Here is an 18,811-nt window from a genome sequence, read left to right on the forward strand (position 1 = left end):
GCCGATCTGTCCGGAGAGGTGGGTTAATTGCACGTTTTTGGCGTTTACGTTACCATTTCGGAACTGGTTTGGACATTTTGAAATTTTCTGAAGACACGCTCTTGCCAACTGGCGGATCGGTGCATAAGCCGTGCGGCGAAATGGCAAGTATCGGTCCCTTCTCGTTCCCGTCCTCTGGTTATGACGCTGTAATTTTCGATTGCGACGGCACGCTCGTCGACTCGATGCCCGCGCACTTCGAAGCATGGTGCGAGGCTCTCGCCCTCTACGGGGCGGGCGGCGTCTTCAAGGAAGACGTGTTTTTCGCCATGGGCGGCCGACCCACCTTGGATATCGTGGTCGAGCTGAATGACGAGTACAACCTGAAACTCGATCCCACCGCCGTGGCCATGGCCAAGCGGGAGGCTTTCCTAAAGCGCTTGAACACCGTCACCCTGATCGAGGAGGTCGCCGCGTTCGCCGAAAGCCTTCGTGGCAAGGTGCCGATGGCCATCGCCACAGGCGGCTCGCGCATGGTCATCGAGAAGACCCTTCAGGTCGTCGGCATTTCAGACTGGTTCGAGGAAGTGGTGACGGCGGATGACGTGGCGGAGGGAAAGCCAGCTCCTGACATTTTCCTGAGAGCTGCCAAACTCATGGGCGTCGCGCCTACCAAGTGCCTTGCGGTGGAAGACGCGCCGGCCGGAATTCTCGCCGCCCAGCGTGCCGGAATGCAGGTCATCGGCGTCCCGTCGCCGCTGGTTTCCTGCTGAGATTTTCCCCTTGGGGAAAATGGTGATGGTCATGTCCAACGGGCTGTGATTGGAAATCCATTGTGAACATGAATCATCCTCTGGTGAAACGGTTGAATGGCCACGCCCGGCTGGGGATGGCGGTCCTGTTCCTGCTTTCCTCGGTCGGCTGTTTTCACCGGAATGCGCAGACTGGGGACGAGAAGGCCATCAAGGCCCGTATCGCCGGCATGCGCAGTTTCTACGTCCGTACTCACCCGGATGATGACTACAACCTCGGAAGGGATGTCGTTTCCCAACTGCGGGAAATGGGCTATCAGGCGACTTCGGGGCCGGCGGTCTCGCCTCCGGACCCGGTGGACGGGGTCATCACTTATCTGGACCGCTGGGAGTGGGGTTTCACGATCCGCATGCTGCGCCTGGATATGAAACTGCGTGAACCCGAGACCGATGTCGTCTTGGAAGATGCCAATTCCTCGAGTCTGCCATACATGCACCGGTCACAACAAGAGATCGTCCGGGAAGCCCTCGACAATCTCCTAAAGGGTGGAAAGTCAGGAAAGATCCGTCGGCGCTAACGGATTCCGGCCAGACCTGCCGCCAGCGCATCGATGGTTTCCGGAGCATGTGCCGCGGAGAGGCTGATCCGCAGTCTTGCCGTACCCCGGGGGACCGTTGGATAACGGATGGCCGGGACGAGGAAACCGGCGCCTTCGAGAGCGGCGGCGGCGGCGAGAACCGCCTCGTTCGTTCCCAGGATCTTCGGGACGATGGGCGTGTTGCCTTGCGAAAGCCGGGAAATATTGGCTCGCAGCTTCGCGCGCAGGGATTTCCCTTCGTCCGAAACGATCAACTCGAGCGAGCGGATGGCCGCGTGCGCCAGCGCCGGAGGGGGAGCGGTGGTGTAGACAAAGGAACGGGCGCGGTTGGCGAGCAGATCAATCCAGGCGCGGGAGGCGGCGAGGTAACCACCGGACAAGCCGGCGGCCTTGCTCAAGGTTCCCATCTGGAATGCGATGCGGTGTTGGAGATTTTCCTGTTCGGCGAGACCCATGCCGTTTTCGCCCAGCACTCCGAAGGCATGGGCTTCATCAAGCAGAAGGAGCGCTCCATGGCTTTCGGTCAGCTCGACGATCTCGCGCAGCGGGCAGACATCGCCATCCATGCTGAATACCGACTCCGTGACGACGAGGACCCTGGCGGAGGCGGATTTTTCCCTACAGGACGCCAACAGGCGTTCGAGTTTCGCCAGATCGTTGTGGGGGAAGATCCGCAGAGTCGCGCCTGAGAGCCGTGCGCCATCCACGAGGCAGGCGTGGGACAGCTTGTCGAGGATGACGAAGTCGTTTTTCCCAACGATGGCCGGAATGGCTCCCAGGGCTGTGGCAAAGCCAGAACTGAAGGTGAGCGCCGCTTCGGCTTGTTTGGCCCGGGCAATGGCATTTTCCAACAGGCGGTGAGGGGGCAGGGTGCCGCAGACGAGCCGGGAGGCGGCGGCACCCGCGCCGTAGCGTTCCACTCCTTCGATCAGGGCTGCCTCGATCTCAGGATGGCGGGCGAGTCCGAGGTAGTCGTTTGACGCGAAGTTCCAGAGAGTCCTGCCTTCCCGCGTGATCCGTGTCCCGGTCGGGGAATCCAGCGGGCGTTGTCCGCGCAACAATCCCTCGGCCGCGAGCTGGCGGAGGGTTTCTTCAGGATTGGCGGCCATGTGGCGGCGATTGGTTGAGCCAGAGAGGAGGACGACGGAAGTGGAAGCTCCGGCCGCTTTGCCTCCGCACCCGAGGGTGGCCGGCACCATTGGAGGTCAGCTGCCGGACGCCGGGCGTTCGAGCGCCCAGGCGAGAAGTTTGCTCGAATCTTTCCAGATGTTCGGAGTGTTGGATTTCAGAACGACCGTGATCACCGACCGGCCGTTGAGAGAGCCGCTTGCAACCAAACAGCGGCCTGCCGCATTGGTAGTACCGGTTTTGAGGCCATCACAATACGGAACGGTCTTGAGAAGCTTGTTGGTGTTTTCCAGTTCGCGGGTGCGCCCGTCATTGAAACGGAAGGTCATCGACTTGGTGGCGGTGAAGGAGCGGATGAGCGGGCTGCGGTAGGCGGCGCGCGCGGCGATGGCCATGTCGCGGGCCGTGGAGTATTGGCCGGCTTGCGGAAGCCCGTTCGGGTTGATGAAGTGGGAGTTCCGCATGCCGAGCGAGGCGGCTTTCTGGTTCATCAGGTCGGAAAACCCCTCCTGGCTGCCGCCGACATCACGGGCGAGCGAGCGTGCGACATCGTTGGCGCTCTTCACCATGAGGGCCTTGGTCAGTTCGCGGCGGGTGTAGACGTCGCCCGATTTGAGATTCAGTTTGGTGGGTTCGCAAGCGGTGTCGGAGGGCTGGATGGTGACGGGCTTGTCGATGTCTCCGGCATCCAGCACGCAGAGGGCGGTGATGATCTTCTGGGTGCTTGCGACGGCACGCGGGGAATCGGCGTTCTTCGCGTAGAGCACGCGACCGCTGGCGACGTCGATGACGATGGCGCTCTCCGCGGCGATGGGCGGAGGCGGGGTTTGCGGGATGGCGGCGACGTGGACGGGCGCGCCTGGCTTTTGTTCCGATGGGAGATTCTGGCCGGCGCGGGAGATGGGAGGTGGAGGATTTCCACCGCAGGAAGAGATCAACGCCGCAGTGAATGCGAGGGCGGCGAGATGGACACAGGACAGGCGTGACATGCGGGGATCATTCTCAGGAAGCCGGGATCTTCAAGCCGGGAATACGGGAATCTCCCGCGTCATTCGTCCTTGGGAGGCAGTAAAATCTCCACCTGATCGTCTCCGGGCGCGGGCTCGGGAAGCTGGGGCTCCACGAAATCCACGGGGCCGTCGAAGAGCCAGAAGCTGTTCTTTTTGGTGTTTTGGAAAGCGATCGCACGGTCGTGTCCCGTAGGCAGTTTCTCGAGATCCTGTTCACGGACTTCCACGACCTTGATGCCCGCCGGGCGGATTTTGTCCGAAAGGGAGGCAATTCCGGTGGTGGTCGCCGTGGTGGTTTTTTTCACCAAGGCTACGGAACCTTCACCAACTTTATTGATCGCCCCACACGAGACGAACCCGAGTGTGACGACAAGCGTGGACACGATGGCGGGGAGCGACATGGGTTTCATACAAGTGTGACGGCATGGAATTTATCACCAATAATGATGCTGTCCAATTCTGGTTTCGTGACGGAACCGTCAGCGCGGCACCAGCACGAGAAAATTCCTGACCGGGCGGTTCCATGGCGAGCGGCGGAGAAGGGGGCCGCCGGAGACGGATTCGGAAATCCACAAGTCCGAAGACCTGCCGCCGTCGAGATTCAGCGCGGAGCGGATGGGCCATCCCGCGGGGGAGCCGCCGGCGAGGGCGCTGCCTAGCTGCGCGAGGGTGCAGGTGGAGCCACGGCCGATCCACCAACCGGTTCCGCCATCCCAGAGGATGAGCATCCGGACGCTTGGCTTCGTGGCTTCCAGTCCGCTGACCGGGCGGTGGTTTTCGATGAGAAGCGGTCCGGCTTGGAGGAGCCCGCTCATGGCGGCGGCACCCGGGCGTCCGAGCGTCTCCCGCCGGGTGATGGCATTGCCGCCACCTGGTGCTTCATACCACACCCCGCTGCCGAGCGACGAGGTGTTCCAGCTTCCTGATATTTTCCCATCCGATACGACGAGACCGAGAGGCGCACCCTCGGGGGTGAAGAATCCGGCGTTCACCGCGGCGATTCCTCCGTTGGCTTTCGCGGCCGAGGAAGAATCCGCGAACCGGGAGGTTGGTCCTCCGGGCTGGTCCACCACGCGGAGGCGGTGGCTGCGGGAGTCGAATGACACTCCCTCAAAGGTAATGCCGGAGATTTCGCGTATGGTGACCCGTGGTGGCGTGACGGGTGAGGCAGGACGTGGGGGCGGCAAAACCGACGGGGGTGGGAGAGAGGCTGCCGCTACCTGAGGTTTTGCAACCGCAGCTCCCGGTGCGGAAGGTTTCACGGCGGGAGGCTTCGCTGGGAAACAGGCGGTGAGGGAGAGGAAAGCCGCCGGCCAGATGAAAAATCGCATGAGGATGAATCGCATGCGGGGTGGGGGATTGCAAGCATGCCTGGAATGGATGGCACCCGCAAGCGCACGAAAAAACAAAGTCGGCAAGATGTGCCCGTTGGCATCAACCGGGCGATCTCCGCTTGAAACTTATGCCGGTCGCGCGCCGATGCCGAGCAGTGTCTGGAATTTCGGCGCGGCGGTCTCCCGGTCCGCAACGATGGTTTCGATGCTGGTGAAGCCGGACTTTTCCAGCATGGCGGCCAGCTCGCTTTCGGCAAATCCCAGCCACCGGTCGGCGTAGAGTTCGCGGGCTTCTTCGAACTGGTGTTGGAGGAGATCCAGCACGATGATGCGTCCACCGGGTTTCAGGATGCGGAATGCCGCGTCCAGCGCACGTTCCGGATGCTCCGCGTGGTGAAGTGCCTGGCTGAGGATCGCAAGATCGAGGCTGTTGTCTTCGATCGGCGGCTCCTCGATGTCGCCGATGCGGTATTCCAGATTCGTGAGACCGTTCCGGATGGCGAGGTCTTGTCCGAATTCCACCATCTTTGGCGAGAGATCCACCGCGATGACCTTCTCCGCACGTTGCGCGAGGAGCTGGGCGAGCGTTCCCTCACCCGCGCCGAGATCGGCGACGACCCGGTAGTTCAGCACCTTGATGAGAGCCTCGGCGAGAGCTTTCCAGGAGCGGCCGGGGACATAGTCCTTGCCGAACCGACCCGCCAGTTCGTCGAAATAGGCGCGCGAGGTGTCCCTGCGTTTCCTGAGAAGATGGCGAAGCGCGGCTTCGTCGGCAGCCACTTCCGGAACCTCCGCGGCGGCAAGGCGGGCCACATCCATGAGGTCCGGATCGGCGGTGCAGGTGTAAATGTTGTTTTTGCCACTGCGTTCGTCGCTCACGAGACCCTCCAGCTTCAACTGGGATAGTTGGGTGGAGATGCGGCTCTGACCCATGCCCAGGACCTCTTGAAGTTCAGCGACTGATAGCGATTCGTTTTCCACCAGCTTCAGGATCCGCAGGCGGGTGGGATCGGACAGCAGCTTCAAGGATTTGAGCATTGACGGCATGGCGGGGCGATTGTATCAACGCATCACGATTTGACGATACGAAAAAATTAAAAGCACATGAGCACCTTCATTTTCTCTTCAGAGTCCGTGGGCGAAGGCCATCCGGACAAAGTCGCCGACACCATCTCGGACGCAATCCTTGACGCCTGCCTCACCCTTGATCCGAAGAGCCGCGTGGCTTGCGAAACTTTCGTGAAAAGCAACGTCGTCGTTGTCGGCGGCGAGATCACGATCCCGTCGCTTCAGGACAAGAAGAAGGGCACCACCAAGCCGCTGGATGAGGTCATCAACATCGGCAAGATCATCCGCGACGCGGTTCGTGGCATCGGCTACACCAACAATGACGACGTCTTCCACGCCGACACGCTTTTCATCAACAACTACCTGACCGCGCAAAGCCCGGACATCGCCCAAGGCGTGGACGCCGCCGCTGCGGAAGGCAAGAAGCACAAGGAGCAGGGTGCCGGTGACCAAGGCATCATGTTCGGCTACGCTTGCGATGAAACTCCGGAGCTCATGCCAGCGCCCATCATGTTCGCGCACCGCCTCGGCCGCGAGCTGACCCGCATCCGCAAGGCCGGCAAGCTCGCCAAGTGGCTGCGTCCGGACGCGAAGTCCCAGGTCTCCGTCGAATATGTGGACGGCAAACCGACCCGCATCGTCAACGTCGTCATCTCCACCCAGCACTCCGCCGATGTGGAGCATGCGGAAATCGAAAAATTCTGCATCGAGCAGGTCATCAAGAAGGTCCTGCCGAAGGAAATGCTCACCAAGGACACCGAGTATCTCATCAACCCGACCGGCAAGTTCGTCGTCGGCGGCCCGCAAGGCGACTCCGGCCTGACCGGACGCAAGATCATCGTCGACACCTATGGTGGCACCGGCCGTCACGGTGGTGGTGCTTTCTCCGGGAAGGACCCTTCCAAGGTCGACCGCTCCGCCGCCTACATGGGCCGCTGGGTTGCGAAGAACGTCGTCGCCGCCGGTCTGGCGTCGCGTTGCGAGGTCCAGTTCGCCTACGCCATCGGTCACCCGCTTCCGGTGAGCGTGCACGTGGACACCTTCGGCACCGGAATCAAGTCCGATGCCGAGATCCTCGCGGGCATCCTCAAGGTCTTCTCCTTCAAGCCTGCGGACATCGTCAAGCAGCTCAACCTGCTCCGTCCGATCTATTCCAAGTCCACCAACTACGGCCACTTCGGCAAAGACGACGCGGATCTCACCTGGGAATCCACCGACAAGGCGGCCGCGCTTAAGAAGGCGGTGGGCTGACAACTCTTCAGAAGCGCGGGATCTGAAAACCGGGTCCCGCGCTTCATTCCATCCAACCAACCACTATTACTATGAGCTTCACAGATTATAAGGTTCGCGACATCGGTCTTGCCGATTTCGGACGTAAGGAAATCGAGATCGCCGAGCATGAAATGCCGGGTCTCATGGCAACCCGTGCCAAGTACGGTCCTGAGAAACCTCTCGAGGGCGTCCGCATCATGGGCTCGCTGCACATGACCATCCAGACGGCGGTGCTCATCGAGACGCTCGTCGCTCTCGGTGCGCAGGTGCGCTGGGTTTCCTGCAACATCTTCTCCACCCAGGACCACGCCGCCGCCGCCATCGCTGCTGCGGAAATCCCGGTCTACGCCTGGAAGGGCGAGACCCTTGAGGAATATTGGTGGTGCACTTGGGAAGCGCTCCAGTTCCCCGGCGGCTTCGGTCCCGAACTGATCGTCGATGATGGTGGCGACGCGACCCTCCTCATCCACAAGGGCTACGAACTCGAGAACGGTTCCGACTGGGTCAACACCCCGTCCGGCAGCCATGAGGAACAGGTCATCAAGGACCTCCTTAAGAAAATCCACGCCGAGCAACCCGGCATCTTCGCGACCATCGTGAAGGACTGGAAAGGTGTTTCCGAAGAAACCACCACCGGTGTCCACCGCCTCTATCAAATGGCGAAGGCGGGCACGCTCCTCGTGCCGGCGATCAACGTCAACGACTCGGTCACCAAATCGAAATTCGACAACCTCTACGGCTGCCGCGAATCGCTGGTGGACGGCATCAAGCGCGCCACCGACGTGATGATCTCCGGCAAGGTCGGCGTCGTCTGCGGATACGGCGATGTCGGCAAGGGCTGCGCCCAGGCCCTCCGCGGCCAGGGTGCCCAGGTCGTCGTCACCGAAGTGGACCCGATCTGCGCGCTGCAAGCCGCGATGGAAGGCTTCCGCGTCCTCACTGTTGAAGACACCCTCGGCTGGGGCGACATCTACGTCACCACGACCGGTAACTTCGACATCATCCGTCTCGAGCACATGGAGAAGATGAAGGACCAGGCCATCGTCTGCAACATCGGCCACTTCGACAACGAGATCCAGATCGACAAGCTCAACAACGCTCCCGGCGTCGTTCAGAAAAACATCAAGCCACAGGTGGACAAATACACCTTCCCGACCGGCAACAGCATCTACATGCTCGCGGAAGGCCGTCTGGTGAACCTCGGCTGCGCCACCGGCCACCCGAGCTTCGTGATGTCCAACAGCTTCACCAACCAGACGCTCGCACAGATCGATCTCTGGAAGAACAAGGACGTTTACAAGGCCGGCCAGGTGACCGTGCTTTCGAAGCACCTCGACGAGGAGGTCGCCCGTCTTCACCTCGCGAAGGTGGGAGCCAAGCTCACGACCCTCACGCAGGCCCAGGCGGACTACATCAGCGTCCCGGTTGAAGGTCCCTACAAGGCGGACCACTACCGCTATTGATCAGCTTGGGGTGGGCGCTTGCGCCTGCTCTTGATTTAAAACAGCCAGTCGGGAAACCGGCTGGCTGTTTTTTGTTGGAAAGTGCGGCGGTGCGGAAAGAGGGAGCCTGACGCAATCAAGGAGGAGCGATCGCCGAATCGCCCTCGCCCATGAGAAGCGAATGCCGGGAGGTAAACCACCTCTCATGGGCTTTCATGGGCATGGCGGACGCGTTCCGCCGCTCCATGGCCATGGGGTCGGTCGACCCGCCAGATCTGGAGCAGCCGAGGAGCGGCGATACGTGATCGCCATTGCCCGTGTGTCGCCAATGAATCGCGTTGGAACTTTTGGCATTGTCACCTCAGGCTGTGGCGGATCGGAGTCCGCCACTCCTTGTGGCTCCATACGAAACAACCCGCTGTTCTCACAGCGGGTTGTCTGTTTTTGATGATATCCCGTCAGGCCCGACGCATCCGGCGGGCCTGTGGAAGATTTTCAGAGCCTCGCCAGGATGGCGTCGCCCATGCCGCTGGTGCCGACTTTCGTCTCGCCCGGCTGGCTGGTGGCGATGTCTCCCGTGCGGAAGCCGTCGGCGATGGTCTTCGCGACCGCCGCCTCGATGGCGTCCGCGGCCTCCACTTCCCCGAGGGAGAAGCGCAGCAGCATGGCGAGCGAGAGGATTTGTGCGATCGGGTTTGCGATTCCCTGGCCGGCGATGTCCGGTGCGGAGCCGCCGGATGGTTCGTAGAGGCCGAAGTAGAGGCCGTCCTCGCGCTGCTTGCCGAGCGAGGCGGATGGCAGCATGCCGAGAGAGCCGGAGATCATCGCCATCTCATCCGAGAGGATGTCGCCGAAGAGGTTTTCCGTCACCAGGACATCGAAGGAGCCGGGGCGCTTGATGAGCTGCATCGCGGCATTGTCGACATACATGTGGGAGAGCTCGACTTCAGGGAACTCCTTGGAAATTTCCACGACCGTTTCACGCCAGAGAACGGAGGAGGCGAGCACGTTCGCCTTGTCCACCGAGAGCAGCTGCTTCTTCCTGCCCATCGCGGCGGTGAACGCCACGCGGGCGATGCGCTGGATCTCGCTCTTCATGTAAACCATCGTGTCGAAGGCGACAGGCTCGCCATTGCGCTCTTCGCGGCCTTTTGGCGTGCCGAAATAGACACCGCCGGTGAGTTCGCGCACGCAGAGGACGTCGAATCCGTCGGCGATGAGCTCCTGTTTCACCGGCGAGGCGTGGGTCAGGGCGGGAAGGCAGACGCCGGGACGGAGGTTGGCGAAAAGGCCGAAGTGCTTGCGCAGCGGCAGCAAGGCGCCGCGCTCCGGCTGGATGTCCGGTGGCAGGGTCTCCCACTTCGGTCCGCCGACGGAGCCGAAGAGGATCGCGTCCGCAGCCTCGCTGGCGGCCACGGTTTCAGGTGGAAGCGGGTGGCCGGTGGCATCGATGGCCGCGCCGCCGACGAGGTGCTCGCTGCGGGCGACGGTGAATCCGAATTTCGCCTCGACGGCTTCAAGAATGCGGACGGACTCGGCCATGACTTCCGGGCCGATGCCGTCTCCGGCGAGGATGGTGATGCGGTGACTGCGTGACATGCGCGGGAAAATGGCGACCGCTTCGCCATGTGGCAAGTATGCAAAATGCCGGGTCGGGATAAAATCGCCCGGCGGGAGGGGAGAAGGGGTAAAAGGGGTTGGTGGCACCCTTTCCAGAGTCTTTTCCACCTACGCATCCGGCTGCCGGCCAACCTTGTCTTGCGGAATCCGCCGGAACGTCCCACTCTTTTCCCATCATGCAGGCAGTGACAGATCGCTTGAAAAATTTCCTCCAATACGTGGCGGTGAATCTTATTGAGGAACCGGCCAAGGCCCAGCTCAAGGTCGCGGAGCTGGGGCCGAAGAAGCTCCGCTTCAAGCTCATTCTCGCCAAGCAGGATGTGGCGTTGCTCATCGGCCGCAATGGTTTCACCGCCTCCGCCATCCGCAGCGTGCTCAAGGCGGCTGCGGAGAGGGAAGGCGTGCAGGTTTCCCTCCAGATCCACTCACACGAGGAGGAGGCGGAAATGCTCGCACGTGACGCGGGGCATTGAGGAATCCGCATTATTTGCCGCAAGCCGCGCCCGTTTTTGCTTATTGCTTGCCCATCACGGTCTCAGGGTGGATCGAGAATCAAGAGGGATCCCGACCATATTTGTTACGGCCTAGAGTCCCTCGAACCCAACCGCATTCAATGAACACCCAGATTGGGCCGATGAATGGAATCAATCCGATCAATGTCCAGTTGCCTGACTTTCCCAAGTCGTGCCAACGTTTGGTCAGCAACGCCAGAATGATCCAGGTGTAAATCGTGAATACCGCGATGTTCAGGGTGATGGCAAAGGTCCCGATCGCCGATCCCGGCTGACGCGGCATGAATGACGTGGTCAGTTCGCTGATGACGAAGGTGGACGCGAACACCCCCAACATCCCAAGCCAGTAAGTCAGGCGGGAAATCCTGCCCGAGAAAGAAAACAAAATTTGTCCCGCGTCCCAATTGGCTGGGGATACCGAGATGAATCGGAGGTGGGACGAATTCTCACTCATTTGCAGGGACCGTTGTAGCATGAAGCCGATTCCGAGCCAGCCGAAAATTTGACGGCATCAAACGCTTGTTAATGCACCAGCCAGACACCCCGGGCAGTTCTGCGCGAAATGCCCCGGTTCGATCTCGTCGAGCGAGGGGGACTTGTCCGTCAGGCACAGCCTGGCATTCCCGAGCCGGTTTCTTGGTTGGAACGAACAGCCGGGCGCGGGGCGGGAGAGATCCGGCGGGAGGCCGGGAATGGTGTAAAGTGGCTCGCCCTTCGGGTGGCTCGCGGGAATGGATTTCAGCAGCGAGCGGGTGTAGGCGTGCAGCGGGTTGCGGAAAAGCTCGGCCTTCGGGGCGCTTTCCACGATGCGGCCCGCATACATGACATTGATCTTGTCGCACATTTCCGAGACCACCGCGAGGTCGTGGGTGATGAAGATGACGGCGGTGCCGAGCTCGCGCTGGCGGTCGCGGATGAGATCCAGCACCTGCTTCTGCACCGTCACGTCCAGCGCGGTGGTCGGTTCGTCGCAGATGAGGAGTTCGGGGCGGGTGATGAGAGCCATGGCGATCATCACGCGCTGGCGCATGCCGCCGGAGAATTCGTGGGGGTAGGAATGGATGCGCTTTTCCGGCTCCGGGATGCCGACTTCTTCCAAGGCTTTGATCGCGCGGTGGAGCGCTTGCTTGCCGTGGCAGTTCTCATGCAGTTCGAGGGGTTCGGTGATCTGCGCGCTGACCTTCATGAACGGGTTCAGCGAGGTCATCGGGTCTTGGAAAATCATCGAGATGCGCTTGCCGCGGATCTTCTGCAGCTGCTTTTCAGATGTTTTCAAGAGATCCACGCCATCGAACAACGCCTGTCCGGCGTGGATGCGGCCCGGAGGCTGGGGGATGAGCCCGAGCAGGGAATAGCAGGTCACGGATTTGCCCGATCCGGATTCGCCGACGATGCCGAGGGTCTGTCCGGGATCTACCGAGAACGAAACGTTTTCCACCGCGTGGACGACTCCGTTGCGGGTGTGGAAGCGGGTGGTGAGATTCCGGACGTCGAGCAGTGGCATTACGTAGGAGAGTTTGTCGGTTGTGAGGGAAAGTGCAAGCCCAGTGCCGACTCGATGGATGAGAGGATTTCATCCACCGTGCCTTCGATGCTGACATTCAGTCCTTCATCCGCCGCCGGTTCTTCAAGCGTGGCGAGCTGGCTTTCCAGCATTCCCGGCTTCATGAAATGGCCGATGCGGTTGGAAAGGCGCTCGGTGAGTGTTTCGGCGGTTCCGTGGAGGTAGACCAGGGCCACATCGCCGGTGCGGGTTCCCAATATTTCGCGGTAGGTCTTTTTCAATGCCGAGCAGGCGAGCACGGTGAATTTCCCAGCCGGCGTGGCATCCACCACCTCCTCACGCAGCCGGGCGAGCCACGGTGCACGGTCCTCATCGTCCAGCGGGTGGCCCGACGCCATTTTCGCGATATTTGCCGGTGGGTGGAAATCGTCGGCATCATGAAAAACGCCGCCGTTTCTCTCCGCCAGAAGCTCGCCGATGGTGGACTTTCCGGAGCCCGAGACTCCCATGACGATGACGACGCGCGGTTTTTTCATGACGCTGAGTTTCGGAGCGTTGCGGGTGGATTTCAACCAGATAAGGATCGGAAAGTTTCTCCCGGTCCGGGGCGGTCACAGCGTGCCCTCCAACTTGGCATTGCCGTCTCGAGGAAAATCCTGCTAGTGAGTTTGTCACATGAAAGCCCTCCTGCTCACCGCGCCGTCCACTTTTGATTTCACCGATGTTCCGGCTCCTGAAGTGGGCACGGGCGAGGTGCGGATTTCCGTGAAGGCGTGCGGCATCTGCGGCAGCGACATCCACGGGATGGACGGCCGCAGCGGCAGGCGCATCCCGCCCATCGTGATGGGACATGAGGCGGCGGGTGTCGTTTCCGAGATCGGGGAAGGCGTGGTGGATTGGAAGGTGGGAGACCGCGTGACTTTCGATTCCACCGAGTTTTGCGGCGAGTGTGCGGAATGTGAACGCGGGAATTTCAATCTCTGTGCGAACCGGAAGGTGCTGGGGGTGTCCTGCGGGGACTACCGCCGTCACGGGTGTTTCGCGGAGGAGATCGTGCTGCCGGAGAGAATCCTGCACCGCATCCCGGATTCCCTGTCATTTGAAAAGGCCGCCTTCGCCGAACCTGTGGCCATCGCCCTGCACGCGGTGAATCTGGCACCGGAGGATTTAGAAGCACCCGCCGTCGTCATCGGTGCGGGGCTGATCGGCCTGCTGGTGATCCAGTCGCTCAAGGCCCGGGGATGGAAAACCGTCATCGCCGTGGATCTCGACGAGTCCCGCCTCGCGCTTGCCAAGGAACTCGGAGCATCCCTCACATTCTCCGCAAGACAGGAAAACCTGGCCTCCCACCTCCGCGACATCTGCGGCGGCGATGGCGCGGCGGTCGCCTTCGAGGTGGTGGGCGCGGCAGCTCCGGTGGATCTCGCCATCCGTTGTGTGTGCAAGGGGGGGACCGTGGTGCTGGTGGGCAATCTCCAGCCAAGCGTGCCCATGCCGCTGCAGGAAGTGGTGACGAGGCAGATCTCGCTGCGCGGCTCATGCGCTTGTGCGGGCGAGTATCCCGAAGCCATCCGGCGTATTGGGGATGGGTCGATCCAGGTCGAGCCATTGCTGAGCGCGAGCGTGCCGCTGGCGGAGGGCGGAGATTGGTTCGCCAGGCTTGCGGGCAACACGGAGGGACTTCTCAAGGTGGTGCTGAAGCCCTGAAGCCGGCGCCCCATCTTACTTTTACAATCATGAAATCATTCGATCTAACAGGCCGGACGGCCCTTGTCACCGGGACCAGCCGCGGGCTGGGCGCGCGGTTCGCCCTCACTCTCGCCGAAGCGGGCGCGGACATCATCGGCACCAGTAGAAACGTCGCCGCTATGGAGGACATCCGCGGGCAGGTCGAGGCACTGGGGCGGAAGTTTTTTCCGGTGGCCCTGGATGTCGGTTCGTTCGAGAGCATCCAGTCCGCCGTGAGGGAGATGAGGAACCACACCGCCCGCATCGACATCCTCGTGAACAACGCCGGTTGCAACGTGCGGAAACCGGCGACGCAGATCACCTGGGACGACTGGAACCTGGTGGTGGATACCAACCTGCGCGGCACCTTTTTCGTCGCCCAACAGGTGGCGGCGGAGTTCATGATTCCGGCCGGCTACGGGCGCATCATCAACATCGGCTCGGTCACTTCCGTCGCCGGCTACGCGGGCCTCGCTCCCTATTGCGCCAGCCGTGGCGGAACGAAGCAGCTCACGATGAGCCTCGCCGATGACTGGGGCGTCCACGGCATCACGGTGAACTGCCTGGCTCCGGGATGGTTCAAGACCGCCCAAAACGCGGTGATGTATGAGGACAAGGAGTGGGTGGAATACCTGAGCGACCGCATCCCCCTGAAGCGCCCCGGGCAGACAGGCGACCTGGATGGACCGCTGGTCTTCCTCGCGTCGGAGGAAAGCCGCTACATGACCGGGCAGCTCCTGCTCATCGACGGCGGGATTTCCACGGGGGCGACGAGAGCGGTGCCGAAAAAATGAGAGGCGGGCCCCTCCCGCTTACCTCCGGCGTCGGACGCCTAATCCAAGTATGGAACAAATCACGAGCAACCCGGTGGATGATTCCGGGATTGCGACGATTTCTCCGCTGGATAGCATGTTGGCGACAAAGATTCCGGGAAATGAGGTGCCGTTGATCGTTGGATTGAGGAACGTGATTTTCGCGAGCTGGGCCGGAGTGAGGCCGGCGGCATTGCTGCCGAAGAAAACCTGGTCCGCACCGCCACCACTGCTTTTGCCGGTCCAGTCGAGGATGGTCAGGCTGTCGGTCCAGGTGGCGGATGAGGAATCGGCGAAATGCAGGATGTTGCCGACACTTTTGAGATCGAGCAGATTGGCTCCCGCGAGCCCGGTGAGGGCGCCCATGGTTTCCCGGTTTCCCCGGGTGATGAGACTGGCGTTTTCCAGGGTGATGTAGGCGCTGTCTTTCAGGATGTTTCCGGCTGCCAGTTCGAGTTCCGCATCATTCACGATGATGCCGGTGCTCCCATTGATGCTGCCGGTGATGATGAGCTTGCCACCGGTCACACGGGTGGTGCCGGCATAGGTGTTGACCGAGCCGAGTGTGGTCGTGCCGGTTCCGATCTGATTGACTGCGGCGCTTCCCGAGATTTTCGTGGTGAAATTGTAGCTGGCGGCCGTGTGGTTGAAGTTTACGGCGGCATCGCCCGTACTGGTGACCTCCGCGGCCATGAGTTGTCCCGGAGCATTGTTGTTCCCGATGTTGAGCGCGCTGGGGTCGCTGAAATCCCTGGCGAGGTCGAGGTTGCCCAAGCCATCGCCAACGCTCACCACTCCTCCGGCCTCGATGTTCAAGATGCCCGATCCTCCGAATCCCAGGATCAAATCACCTTCATTCCGCCAGATGGAACCGGCGCCGCTGACGGTCACGATGCCGACGTCCCCGGCGTTGAATCCCACGTAGGCAGAGGGGCTGACGACCCTCCCGCCCGCTTCGATTTTCAAAGTGCCCGTACCGCCAGAGCCAACCATCAGGTCACGGGTGCTCTCCCACAGGGAACCCGCGCCGGTTACCGAAAGCGTGCCGTGGTTGCCGATGGTGGCGAGATCGCTGGTGAACTTACCCCCGTCCTCGATCTTCAGAATCCCTGTTCCATCGTTCCCAACGCTCAGCATCCCATCATTTTGCCAGACGGAGCCGATGCCCTTGACGGTGGCGGTGCCGTTGCTGCCACTGTTGAAGCCGATCGTGGCGTGCGTTGTGGTGACTTTTCCTCCGTCTTCGATTTTCAGGATCCCTGTGCCATCGAAGCCGACGATCACACTACCGGAGTTTTCCCAGAGCGAACCGGTGCCGGTGACCGTGAGACTGCCGCTGCTGCCGGCTCTGAATCCGAGATTGGTGCCACTGTTGGAGACCTTCCCACCGTTCTCGATGTTCAAGGCGGCTGTACCGGCGAATCCGACATCCAGGCTGCCCGTGTTCTGCCAGAGCGAACCGGTGCCTGTGACCGTGGCGCTGCCCGAGTTGATGTTGGCGTGGAAGTTGGAGACTTTTCCTCCGGCTTCGATTTTCAAAACCGCCGTGCCGGACTGGCCGAGGAAAAGGTTGCCCGTGTTCTGCCAGAGGGAATTGGTTCCGTTTACCGTGGCGGTTCCGTTGCCGCCGGTCATGTAACCGACGAAGCTGTTCCCATTGGTGACGACTTTCGCTCCTGTTTCAATGGTCAGGATTCCGGTGGCGGAAGAACCCAGGAACAGGTTGCCGGAGTTCTGCCAGGCGGAATTGATTCCGCTCACGGTGGCGGTGCCTTTGCCGTTGCTGCCGCTGCCGATGGTGGCGCTTGAGCTGCCGAGCGTGCTGCCCGAGTCAAGGGTGAGGGTGCCGATGCCGCTGTCGCCTATCGTCCCGTTCATGACCGCTCCGTCCTCCCAGTCCGCGTTGGCCGGGCTGTTGCTTCCCGTGACGAGGATGGCCGCGGGAAGGGGCGTGACGAAGGCCGTTGCCAGCGCGAGCGCGCCGGGAAGGCGGATGGCTCCTGTGAATTGGAAAATGGAACAGCGGGGCAGGATGCGTGGTTTCACTCGGATGGGGAACAAGGGTTTTTCAAAACAAGTCCGGCCCGCACGAGGGCCTAACAGTTTAAGAGTTGGAAGATCCGGAGATTGGAGACAAGGCAATTCTTCATCCCCTTTCGTTTGATGAAACGTATGGCCGCACGGCGCGGCACTGAAATAGCGGATCGACTCCCGTGGAAATATGACTAGCTTCGCCACATGGTTCCGCAAGTTTCCCACGAAGATCCAGACGAACAATTCTACCGCGATACCGAAGCCATCGCCTTTCCCAAACTCAGCGATCACCAGCTCGCCCAGCTTGAGGCCATCGGCACCCGGCGCGTCATATCGAAGGGAGACAGCGTTTTCCGCTCCGGCCAGCGCGATGTGCCGATGACCGTGATCCTTTCCGGCGAGGTGGAGGTTTTTGAAAATCGTGACGGGGTGGAGCAGATCCTCGCCACCGCCCGTCCGAGAGATTTCCTCGGGGACGTGGCCATGCTCACCGGCACGGTCGCCCATGCGGATGCCCGCGTGAGCAGTGACGAAGCGGAGGTCCTCGTCGTCCCCGCGCCCGAACTCCGCCGTGCCCTCGCGGAACTGCCCGGTCTTGGCGAACCGATCGTCAACGCATTCATCATGCGCCGTGAACGCCTGAAGCGTGATCGTGAATTCGCGGGCATGCGCATCGTCGCCCATCTCGATTGTGCCGATGGCCGCCTGTTGGACGATTTCCTGGATAAAAACCATATCCCGCACTGCCTGATCGATGCCGATACCGAAGATGGCGGCGTCATCATCAGGCGCCTCGGTCTCGGCAAGCGCGACCTGCCCACGCTGCTCCTCGCCAATGGCTCGCCCCTGCGGCGTCCTTCGTTGCGGGAAGTCGCGCAAGTGGCGGGACTCATGCGCCAATTCACCACTGGTGACGAAAGCGAGGTCTTCTGTGATGTCGCCATCGTGGGTGCCGGTCCCGCCGGTCTGTCCGCGGCGTTGAATTCCGCGTCCGAAGGTCTGCGGACGGTTGTTCTCGAAAGCTACGCCCCCGGTGGCCAGGCCGGCACTTCGTCGCTGATCGAAAATTACTTCGGCTTTCCCACCGGTATCAGCGGCGGAGATCTCACCCGCAGGGCCCAGCTCCAGGCTTTCCGTTTCGGTGCGAAATTTTCCACGCCCATGCAGGCTCTCGCGCTCACTTTCAGCGATGGCGAATATCCGAACACCCTGCACATCGAAGGGGCCTCCGCCATCCTGCGCGCCAGATGCGTCATCATCGCCACCGGCGCGAACTACCGCCGCATCGAGGCGGAGGGGCGTGAGGACTTCGATGGTCTCGGTGTCTACCACGCCGCCACCGCCATGGAAGGCCAGCTTTGCAAGGGAGCCACGGTCGTTGTTGTCGGTGGCGGGAATTCAGCCGGTCAGGCGGCGATGTTTCTCTCCGAATGTGCGGAAAAGGTCATCCTTGTCGTCCGTGGCACCGAGCTTGGCAAGAGCATGTCCAGCTACCTCTCCCGTAGGGTCGAAACCAAGGACAATATCGAAATCCTCTATCGCTCCGAGATCCGTAAAATGACCGGCAGGCGCACACTTGAGGCTGTCGAAATCCACAACGTCGGGACTGGTGAAATCCGTCACGTCGAGACCCCGGCGGTCTTTTCCATGATCGGCGCCCAGCCCTGTGCGCACTGGCTGCCTCCGGAGATCGAGCGTGACGAAAAAGGCTTTATCAAAACCGGCCCCGCCGTCGCCGGTTCGCCTGCCTGGGTCAAGGCCTCCCGCCCGCCTGCCGCGGCCGAAACGAGCCGCCCCGGCGTGTTCGCCGCCGGTGACGTCCGTTCCGGTTCGGTCAAACGCTGCGCCGCCGCCGTAGGTGAGGGCGGCGTCGCCATCGAAGGGGTGCACAGCTACCTGGGAACCTACACCTGATCGAAGCCCGATGGAGAGGGGATGGCTTGGGATTCCGGGTTTGTGTTGATTGAATGAACGACTCCCGGAGCGCGTCCGGGAGTCTGGTCGATGTCAGGGTGAC

Annotated in this window: 18 protein-coding genes; 8 read left to right on the forward strand and 10 right to left on the reverse strand. The window is 61.5% G+C overall.

The annotated features are described in order from the left end of the window. Positions 1–140: 140 nt before the first annotated feature. Together JIN84_RS16165 and JIN84_RS16170 are read left to right on the forward strand one after the other, a co-directional pair. The gene (locus tag JIN84_RS16165) at positions 141–752 is read left to right on the forward strand and encodes an HAD family hydrolase (protein WP_200352109.1); all 612 of its coding nucleotides are present in this window, start codon (positions 141–143) and stop codon (positions 750–752) included. 68 nt (positions 753–820) lie between these two features. Beyond that, positions 821–1,309: a hypothetical protein gene (locus JIN84_RS16170; protein ID WP_200352110.1), complete on the forward strand. Its 489-nt coding sequence runs from the start codon at positions 821–823 to the stop codon at positions 1,307–1,309. Here JIN84_RS16170 and JIN84_RS16175 read toward each other — a convergent pair. The 5 genes from JIN84_RS16175 to JIN84_RS16195 all read right to left on the reverse strand — a co-directional run bounded on the left by JIN84_RS16175 (position 1,306) and on the right by JIN84_RS16195 (position 5,849). Continuing rightward, positions 1,306–2,439 (reverse strand): aminotransferase class I/II-fold pyridoxal phosphate-dependent enzyme, encoded by a 1,134-nt coding sequence (locus tag JIN84_RS16175; RefSeq protein WP_200352111.1) that lies wholly within the window; start codon positions 2,437–2,439, stop codon positions 1,306–1,308. The two genes, JIN84_RS16170 and JIN84_RS16175, sit on opposite strands and share 4 nt — an antisense overlap. A gap of 96 nt (positions 2,440–2,535) precedes the next feature. After that, positions 2,536–3,447 (reverse strand): D-alanyl-D-alanine carboxypeptidase family protein, encoded by a 912-nt coding sequence (locus tag JIN84_RS16180; RefSeq protein WP_200352112.1) that lies wholly within the window; start codon positions 3,445–3,447, stop codon positions 2,536–2,538. 59 nt (positions 3,448–3,506) lie between these two features. Then, positions 3,507–3,869, reverse strand: coding sequence for a hypothetical protein (locus JIN84_RS16185; protein WP_234043539.1), 363 nt, complete (start codon positions 3,867–3,869; stop codon positions 3,507–3,509). A gap of 78 nt (positions 3,870–3,947) precedes the next feature. Beyond that, on the reverse strand, positions 3,948–4,799 hold the full coding sequence (locus JIN84_RS16190; RefSeq protein ID WP_234043540.1) for a phosphodiester glycosidase family protein: 852 nt from the start codon (positions 4,797–4,799) through the stop codon (positions 3,948–3,950). Positions 4,800–4,928: 129 nt separating this feature from the next. Next, a complete protein-coding gene (locus JIN84_RS16195; protein ID WP_200352115.1) occupies positions 4,929–5,849 on the reverse strand; it encodes an ArsR/SmtB family transcription factor in 921 nt (306 codons plus the stop codon). Positions 5,850–5,906: 57 nt separating this feature from the next. Here JIN84_RS16195 and metK point away from each other — a divergent pair, with 57 nt between their 5' ends. After that, on the forward strand, positions 5,907–7,121 hold the full coding sequence (metK, locus tag JIN84_RS16200; RefSeq protein ID WP_200352116.1) for a methionine adenosyltransferase: 1,215 nt from the start codon (positions 5,907–5,909) through the stop codon (positions 7,119–7,121). A gap of 71 nt (positions 7,122–7,192) precedes the next feature. Continuing rightward, positions 7,193–8,605, forward strand: coding sequence for an adenosylhomocysteinase (gene ahcY, locus JIN84_RS16205; RefSeq protein WP_200352117.1), 1,413 nt, complete (start codon positions 7,193–7,195; stop codon positions 8,603–8,605). Between the two features lie 474 nt (positions 8,606–9,079). On the opposite strand, the gene leuB is transcribed toward ahcY, so the two are convergent. Next, a complete protein-coding gene (gene leuB, locus JIN84_RS16210; protein ID WP_200352118.1) occupies positions 9,080–10,183 on the reverse strand; it encodes a 3-isopropylmalate dehydrogenase in 1,104 nt (367 codons plus the stop codon). A 197-nt stretch (positions 10,184–10,380) separates the two neighbouring features. Here leuB and JIN84_RS16215 point away from each other — a divergent pair, with 197 nt between their 5' ends. Then, entirely contained in the window at positions 10,381–10,677 is a 297-nt protein-coding gene (locus tag JIN84_RS16215) for a KH domain-containing protein (protein WP_200352119.1), read from the forward strand. 79 nt (positions 10,678–10,756) lie between these two features. Here the strand turns inward: JIN84_RS16215 and JIN84_RS16220 are convergent, their stop codons facing one another. Genes JIN84_RS16220 through JIN84_RS16230 form a run of 3 tightly spaced genes read right to left on the reverse strand, consistent with a single transcriptional unit; the run spans position 10,757 to position 12,756 of the window. Next, positions 10,757–11,170 carry a DUF805 domain-containing protein gene (locus JIN84_RS16220; protein ID WP_200352120.1) on the reverse strand — a complete coding sequence of 138 codons (414 nt, stop codon included), beginning with the start codon at positions 11,168–11,170 and terminating at the stop codon, positions 10,757–10,759. A 57-nt stretch (positions 11,171–11,227) separates the two neighbouring features. Then, positions 11,228–12,220 (reverse strand): ABC transporter ATP-binding protein, encoded by a 993-nt coding sequence (locus tag JIN84_RS16225; RefSeq protein ID WP_234043541.1) that lies wholly within the window; start codon positions 12,218–12,220, stop codon positions 11,228–11,230. After that, positions 12,220–12,756, reverse strand: a complete 537-nt coding sequence (locus JIN84_RS16230; protein WP_200352939.1) for a gluconokinase — start codon at positions 12,754–12,756, stop codon at positions 12,220–12,222. Before JIN84_RS16230 ends, JIN84_RS16225 begins: the two co-directional genes overlap by 1 nt. 139 nt (positions 12,757–12,895) lie before the next feature. Between JIN84_RS16230 and JIN84_RS16235 the strand changes: the two genes are divergently transcribed. Both JIN84_RS16235 and JIN84_RS16240 read left to right on the forward strand, forming a co-directional pair. Continuing rightward, positions 12,896–13,927: a galactitol-1-phosphate 5-dehydrogenase gene (locus tag JIN84_RS16235; protein WP_200352121.1), complete on the forward strand. Its 1,032-nt coding sequence runs from the start codon at positions 12,896–12,898 to the stop codon at positions 13,925–13,927. Between the two features lie 29 nt (positions 13,928–13,956). Beyond that, the gene (locus JIN84_RS16240) at positions 13,957–14,742 is read left to right on the forward strand and encodes an SDR family NAD(P)-dependent oxidoreductase (protein ID WP_200352122.1); all 786 of its coding nucleotides are present in this window, start codon (positions 13,957–13,959) and stop codon (positions 14,740–14,742) included. Between the two features lie 18 nt (positions 14,743–14,760). Here the strand turns inward: JIN84_RS16240 and JIN84_RS16245 are convergent, their stop codons facing one another. Then, positions 14,761–16,806, reverse strand: a complete 2,046-nt coding sequence (locus tag JIN84_RS16245) for a hypothetical protein (protein WP_200352123.1) — start codon at positions 16,804–16,806, stop codon at positions 14,761–14,763. 192 nt (positions 16,807–16,998) lie between these two features. Here JIN84_RS16245 and JIN84_RS16250 point away from each other — a divergent pair, with 192 nt between their 5' ends. Next, a complete protein-coding gene (locus tag JIN84_RS16250; RefSeq protein ID WP_200352124.1) occupies positions 16,999–18,708 on the forward strand; it encodes an FAD-dependent oxidoreductase in 1,710 nt (569 codons plus the stop codon). Positions 18,709–18,811: the final 103 nt, after the last annotated feature.

The sequence above is a fragment of the Luteolibacter yonseiensis genome, from assembly GCF_016595465.1.
Taxonomy (GTDB): Bacteria; Verrucomicrobiota; Verrucomicrobiia; order Verrucomicrobiales; family Akkermansiaceae; genus Luteolibacter; species Luteolibacter yonseiensis.

What these genes read in the sequence shown, in the direction of transcription:
- JIN84_RS16250 (WP_200352124.1), top strand. Translation starts at nt 16,999, where the DNA reads ATGGTTCCGCAAGTTTCCCACGAAGATCCAGACGAACAATTCTACCGC.
- leuB (WP_200352118.1), bottom strand. Translation starts at nt 10,183, where the DNA reads ATGTCACGCAGTCACCGCATCACCATCCTCGCCGGAGACGGCATCGGC.
- JIN84_RS16165 (WP_200352109.1), top strand. Translation starts at nt 141, where the DNA reads ATGGCAAGTATCGGTCCCTTCTCGTTCCCGTCCTCTGGTTATGACGCT.
- JIN84_RS16215 (WP_200352119.1), top strand. Translation starts at nt 10,381, where the DNA reads ATGCAGGCAGTGACAGATCGCTTGAAAAATTTCCTCCAATACGTGGCG.
- JIN84_RS16240 (WP_200352122.1), top strand. Translation starts at nt 13,957, where the DNA reads ATGAAATCATTCGATCTAACAGGCCGGACGGCCCTTGTCACCGGGACC.
- JIN84_RS16190 (WP_234043540.1), bottom strand. Translation starts at nt 4,799, where the DNA reads ATGCGATTTTTCATCTGGCCGGCGGCTTTCCTCTCCCTCACCGCCTGT.
- JIN84_RS16195 (WP_200352115.1), bottom strand. Translation starts at nt 5,849, where the DNA reads ATGCCGTCAATGCTCAAATCCTTGAAGCTGCTGTCCGATCCCACCCGC.
- metK (WP_200352116.1), top strand. Translation starts at nt 5,907, where the DNA reads ATGAGCACCTTCATTTTCTCTTCAGAGTCCGTGGGCGAAGGCCATCCG.
- JIN84_RS16175 (WP_200352111.1), bottom strand. Translation starts at nt 2,439, where the DNA reads ATGGCCGCCAATCCTGAAGAAACCCTCCGCCAGCTCGCGGCCGAGGGA.
- ahcY (WP_200352117.1), top strand. Translation starts at nt 7,193, where the DNA reads ATGAGCTTCACAGATTATAAGGTTCGCGACATCGGTCTTGCCGATTTC.
- JIN84_RS16230 (WP_200352939.1), bottom strand. Translation starts at nt 12,756, where the DNA reads ATGAAAAAACCGCGCGTCGTCATCGTCATGGGAGTCTCGGGCTCCGGA.
- JIN84_RS16170 (WP_200352110.1), top strand. Translation starts at nt 821, where the DNA reads ATGAATCATCCTCTGGTGAAACGGTTGAATGGCCACGCCCGGCTGGGG.
- JIN84_RS16220 (WP_200352120.1), bottom strand. Translation starts at nt 11,170, where the DNA reads ATGAGTGAGAATTCGTCCCACCTCCGATTCATCTCGGTATCCCCAGCC.
- JIN84_RS16180 (WP_200352112.1), bottom strand. Translation starts at nt 3,447, where the DNA reads ATGTCACGCCTGTCCTGTGTCCATCTCGCCGCCCTCGCATTCACTGCG.
- JIN84_RS16235 (WP_200352121.1), top strand. Translation starts at nt 12,896, where the DNA reads ATGAAAGCCCTCCTGCTCACCGCGCCGTCCACTTTTGATTTCACCGAT.
- JIN84_RS16225 (WP_234043541.1), bottom strand. Translation starts at nt 12,220, where the DNA reads ATGCCACTGCTCGACGTCCGGAATCTCACCACCCGCTTCCACACCCGC.
- JIN84_RS16185 (WP_234043539.1), bottom strand. Translation starts at nt 3,869, where the DNA reads ATGTCGCTCCCCGCCATCGTGTCCACGCTTGTCGTCACACTCGGGTTC.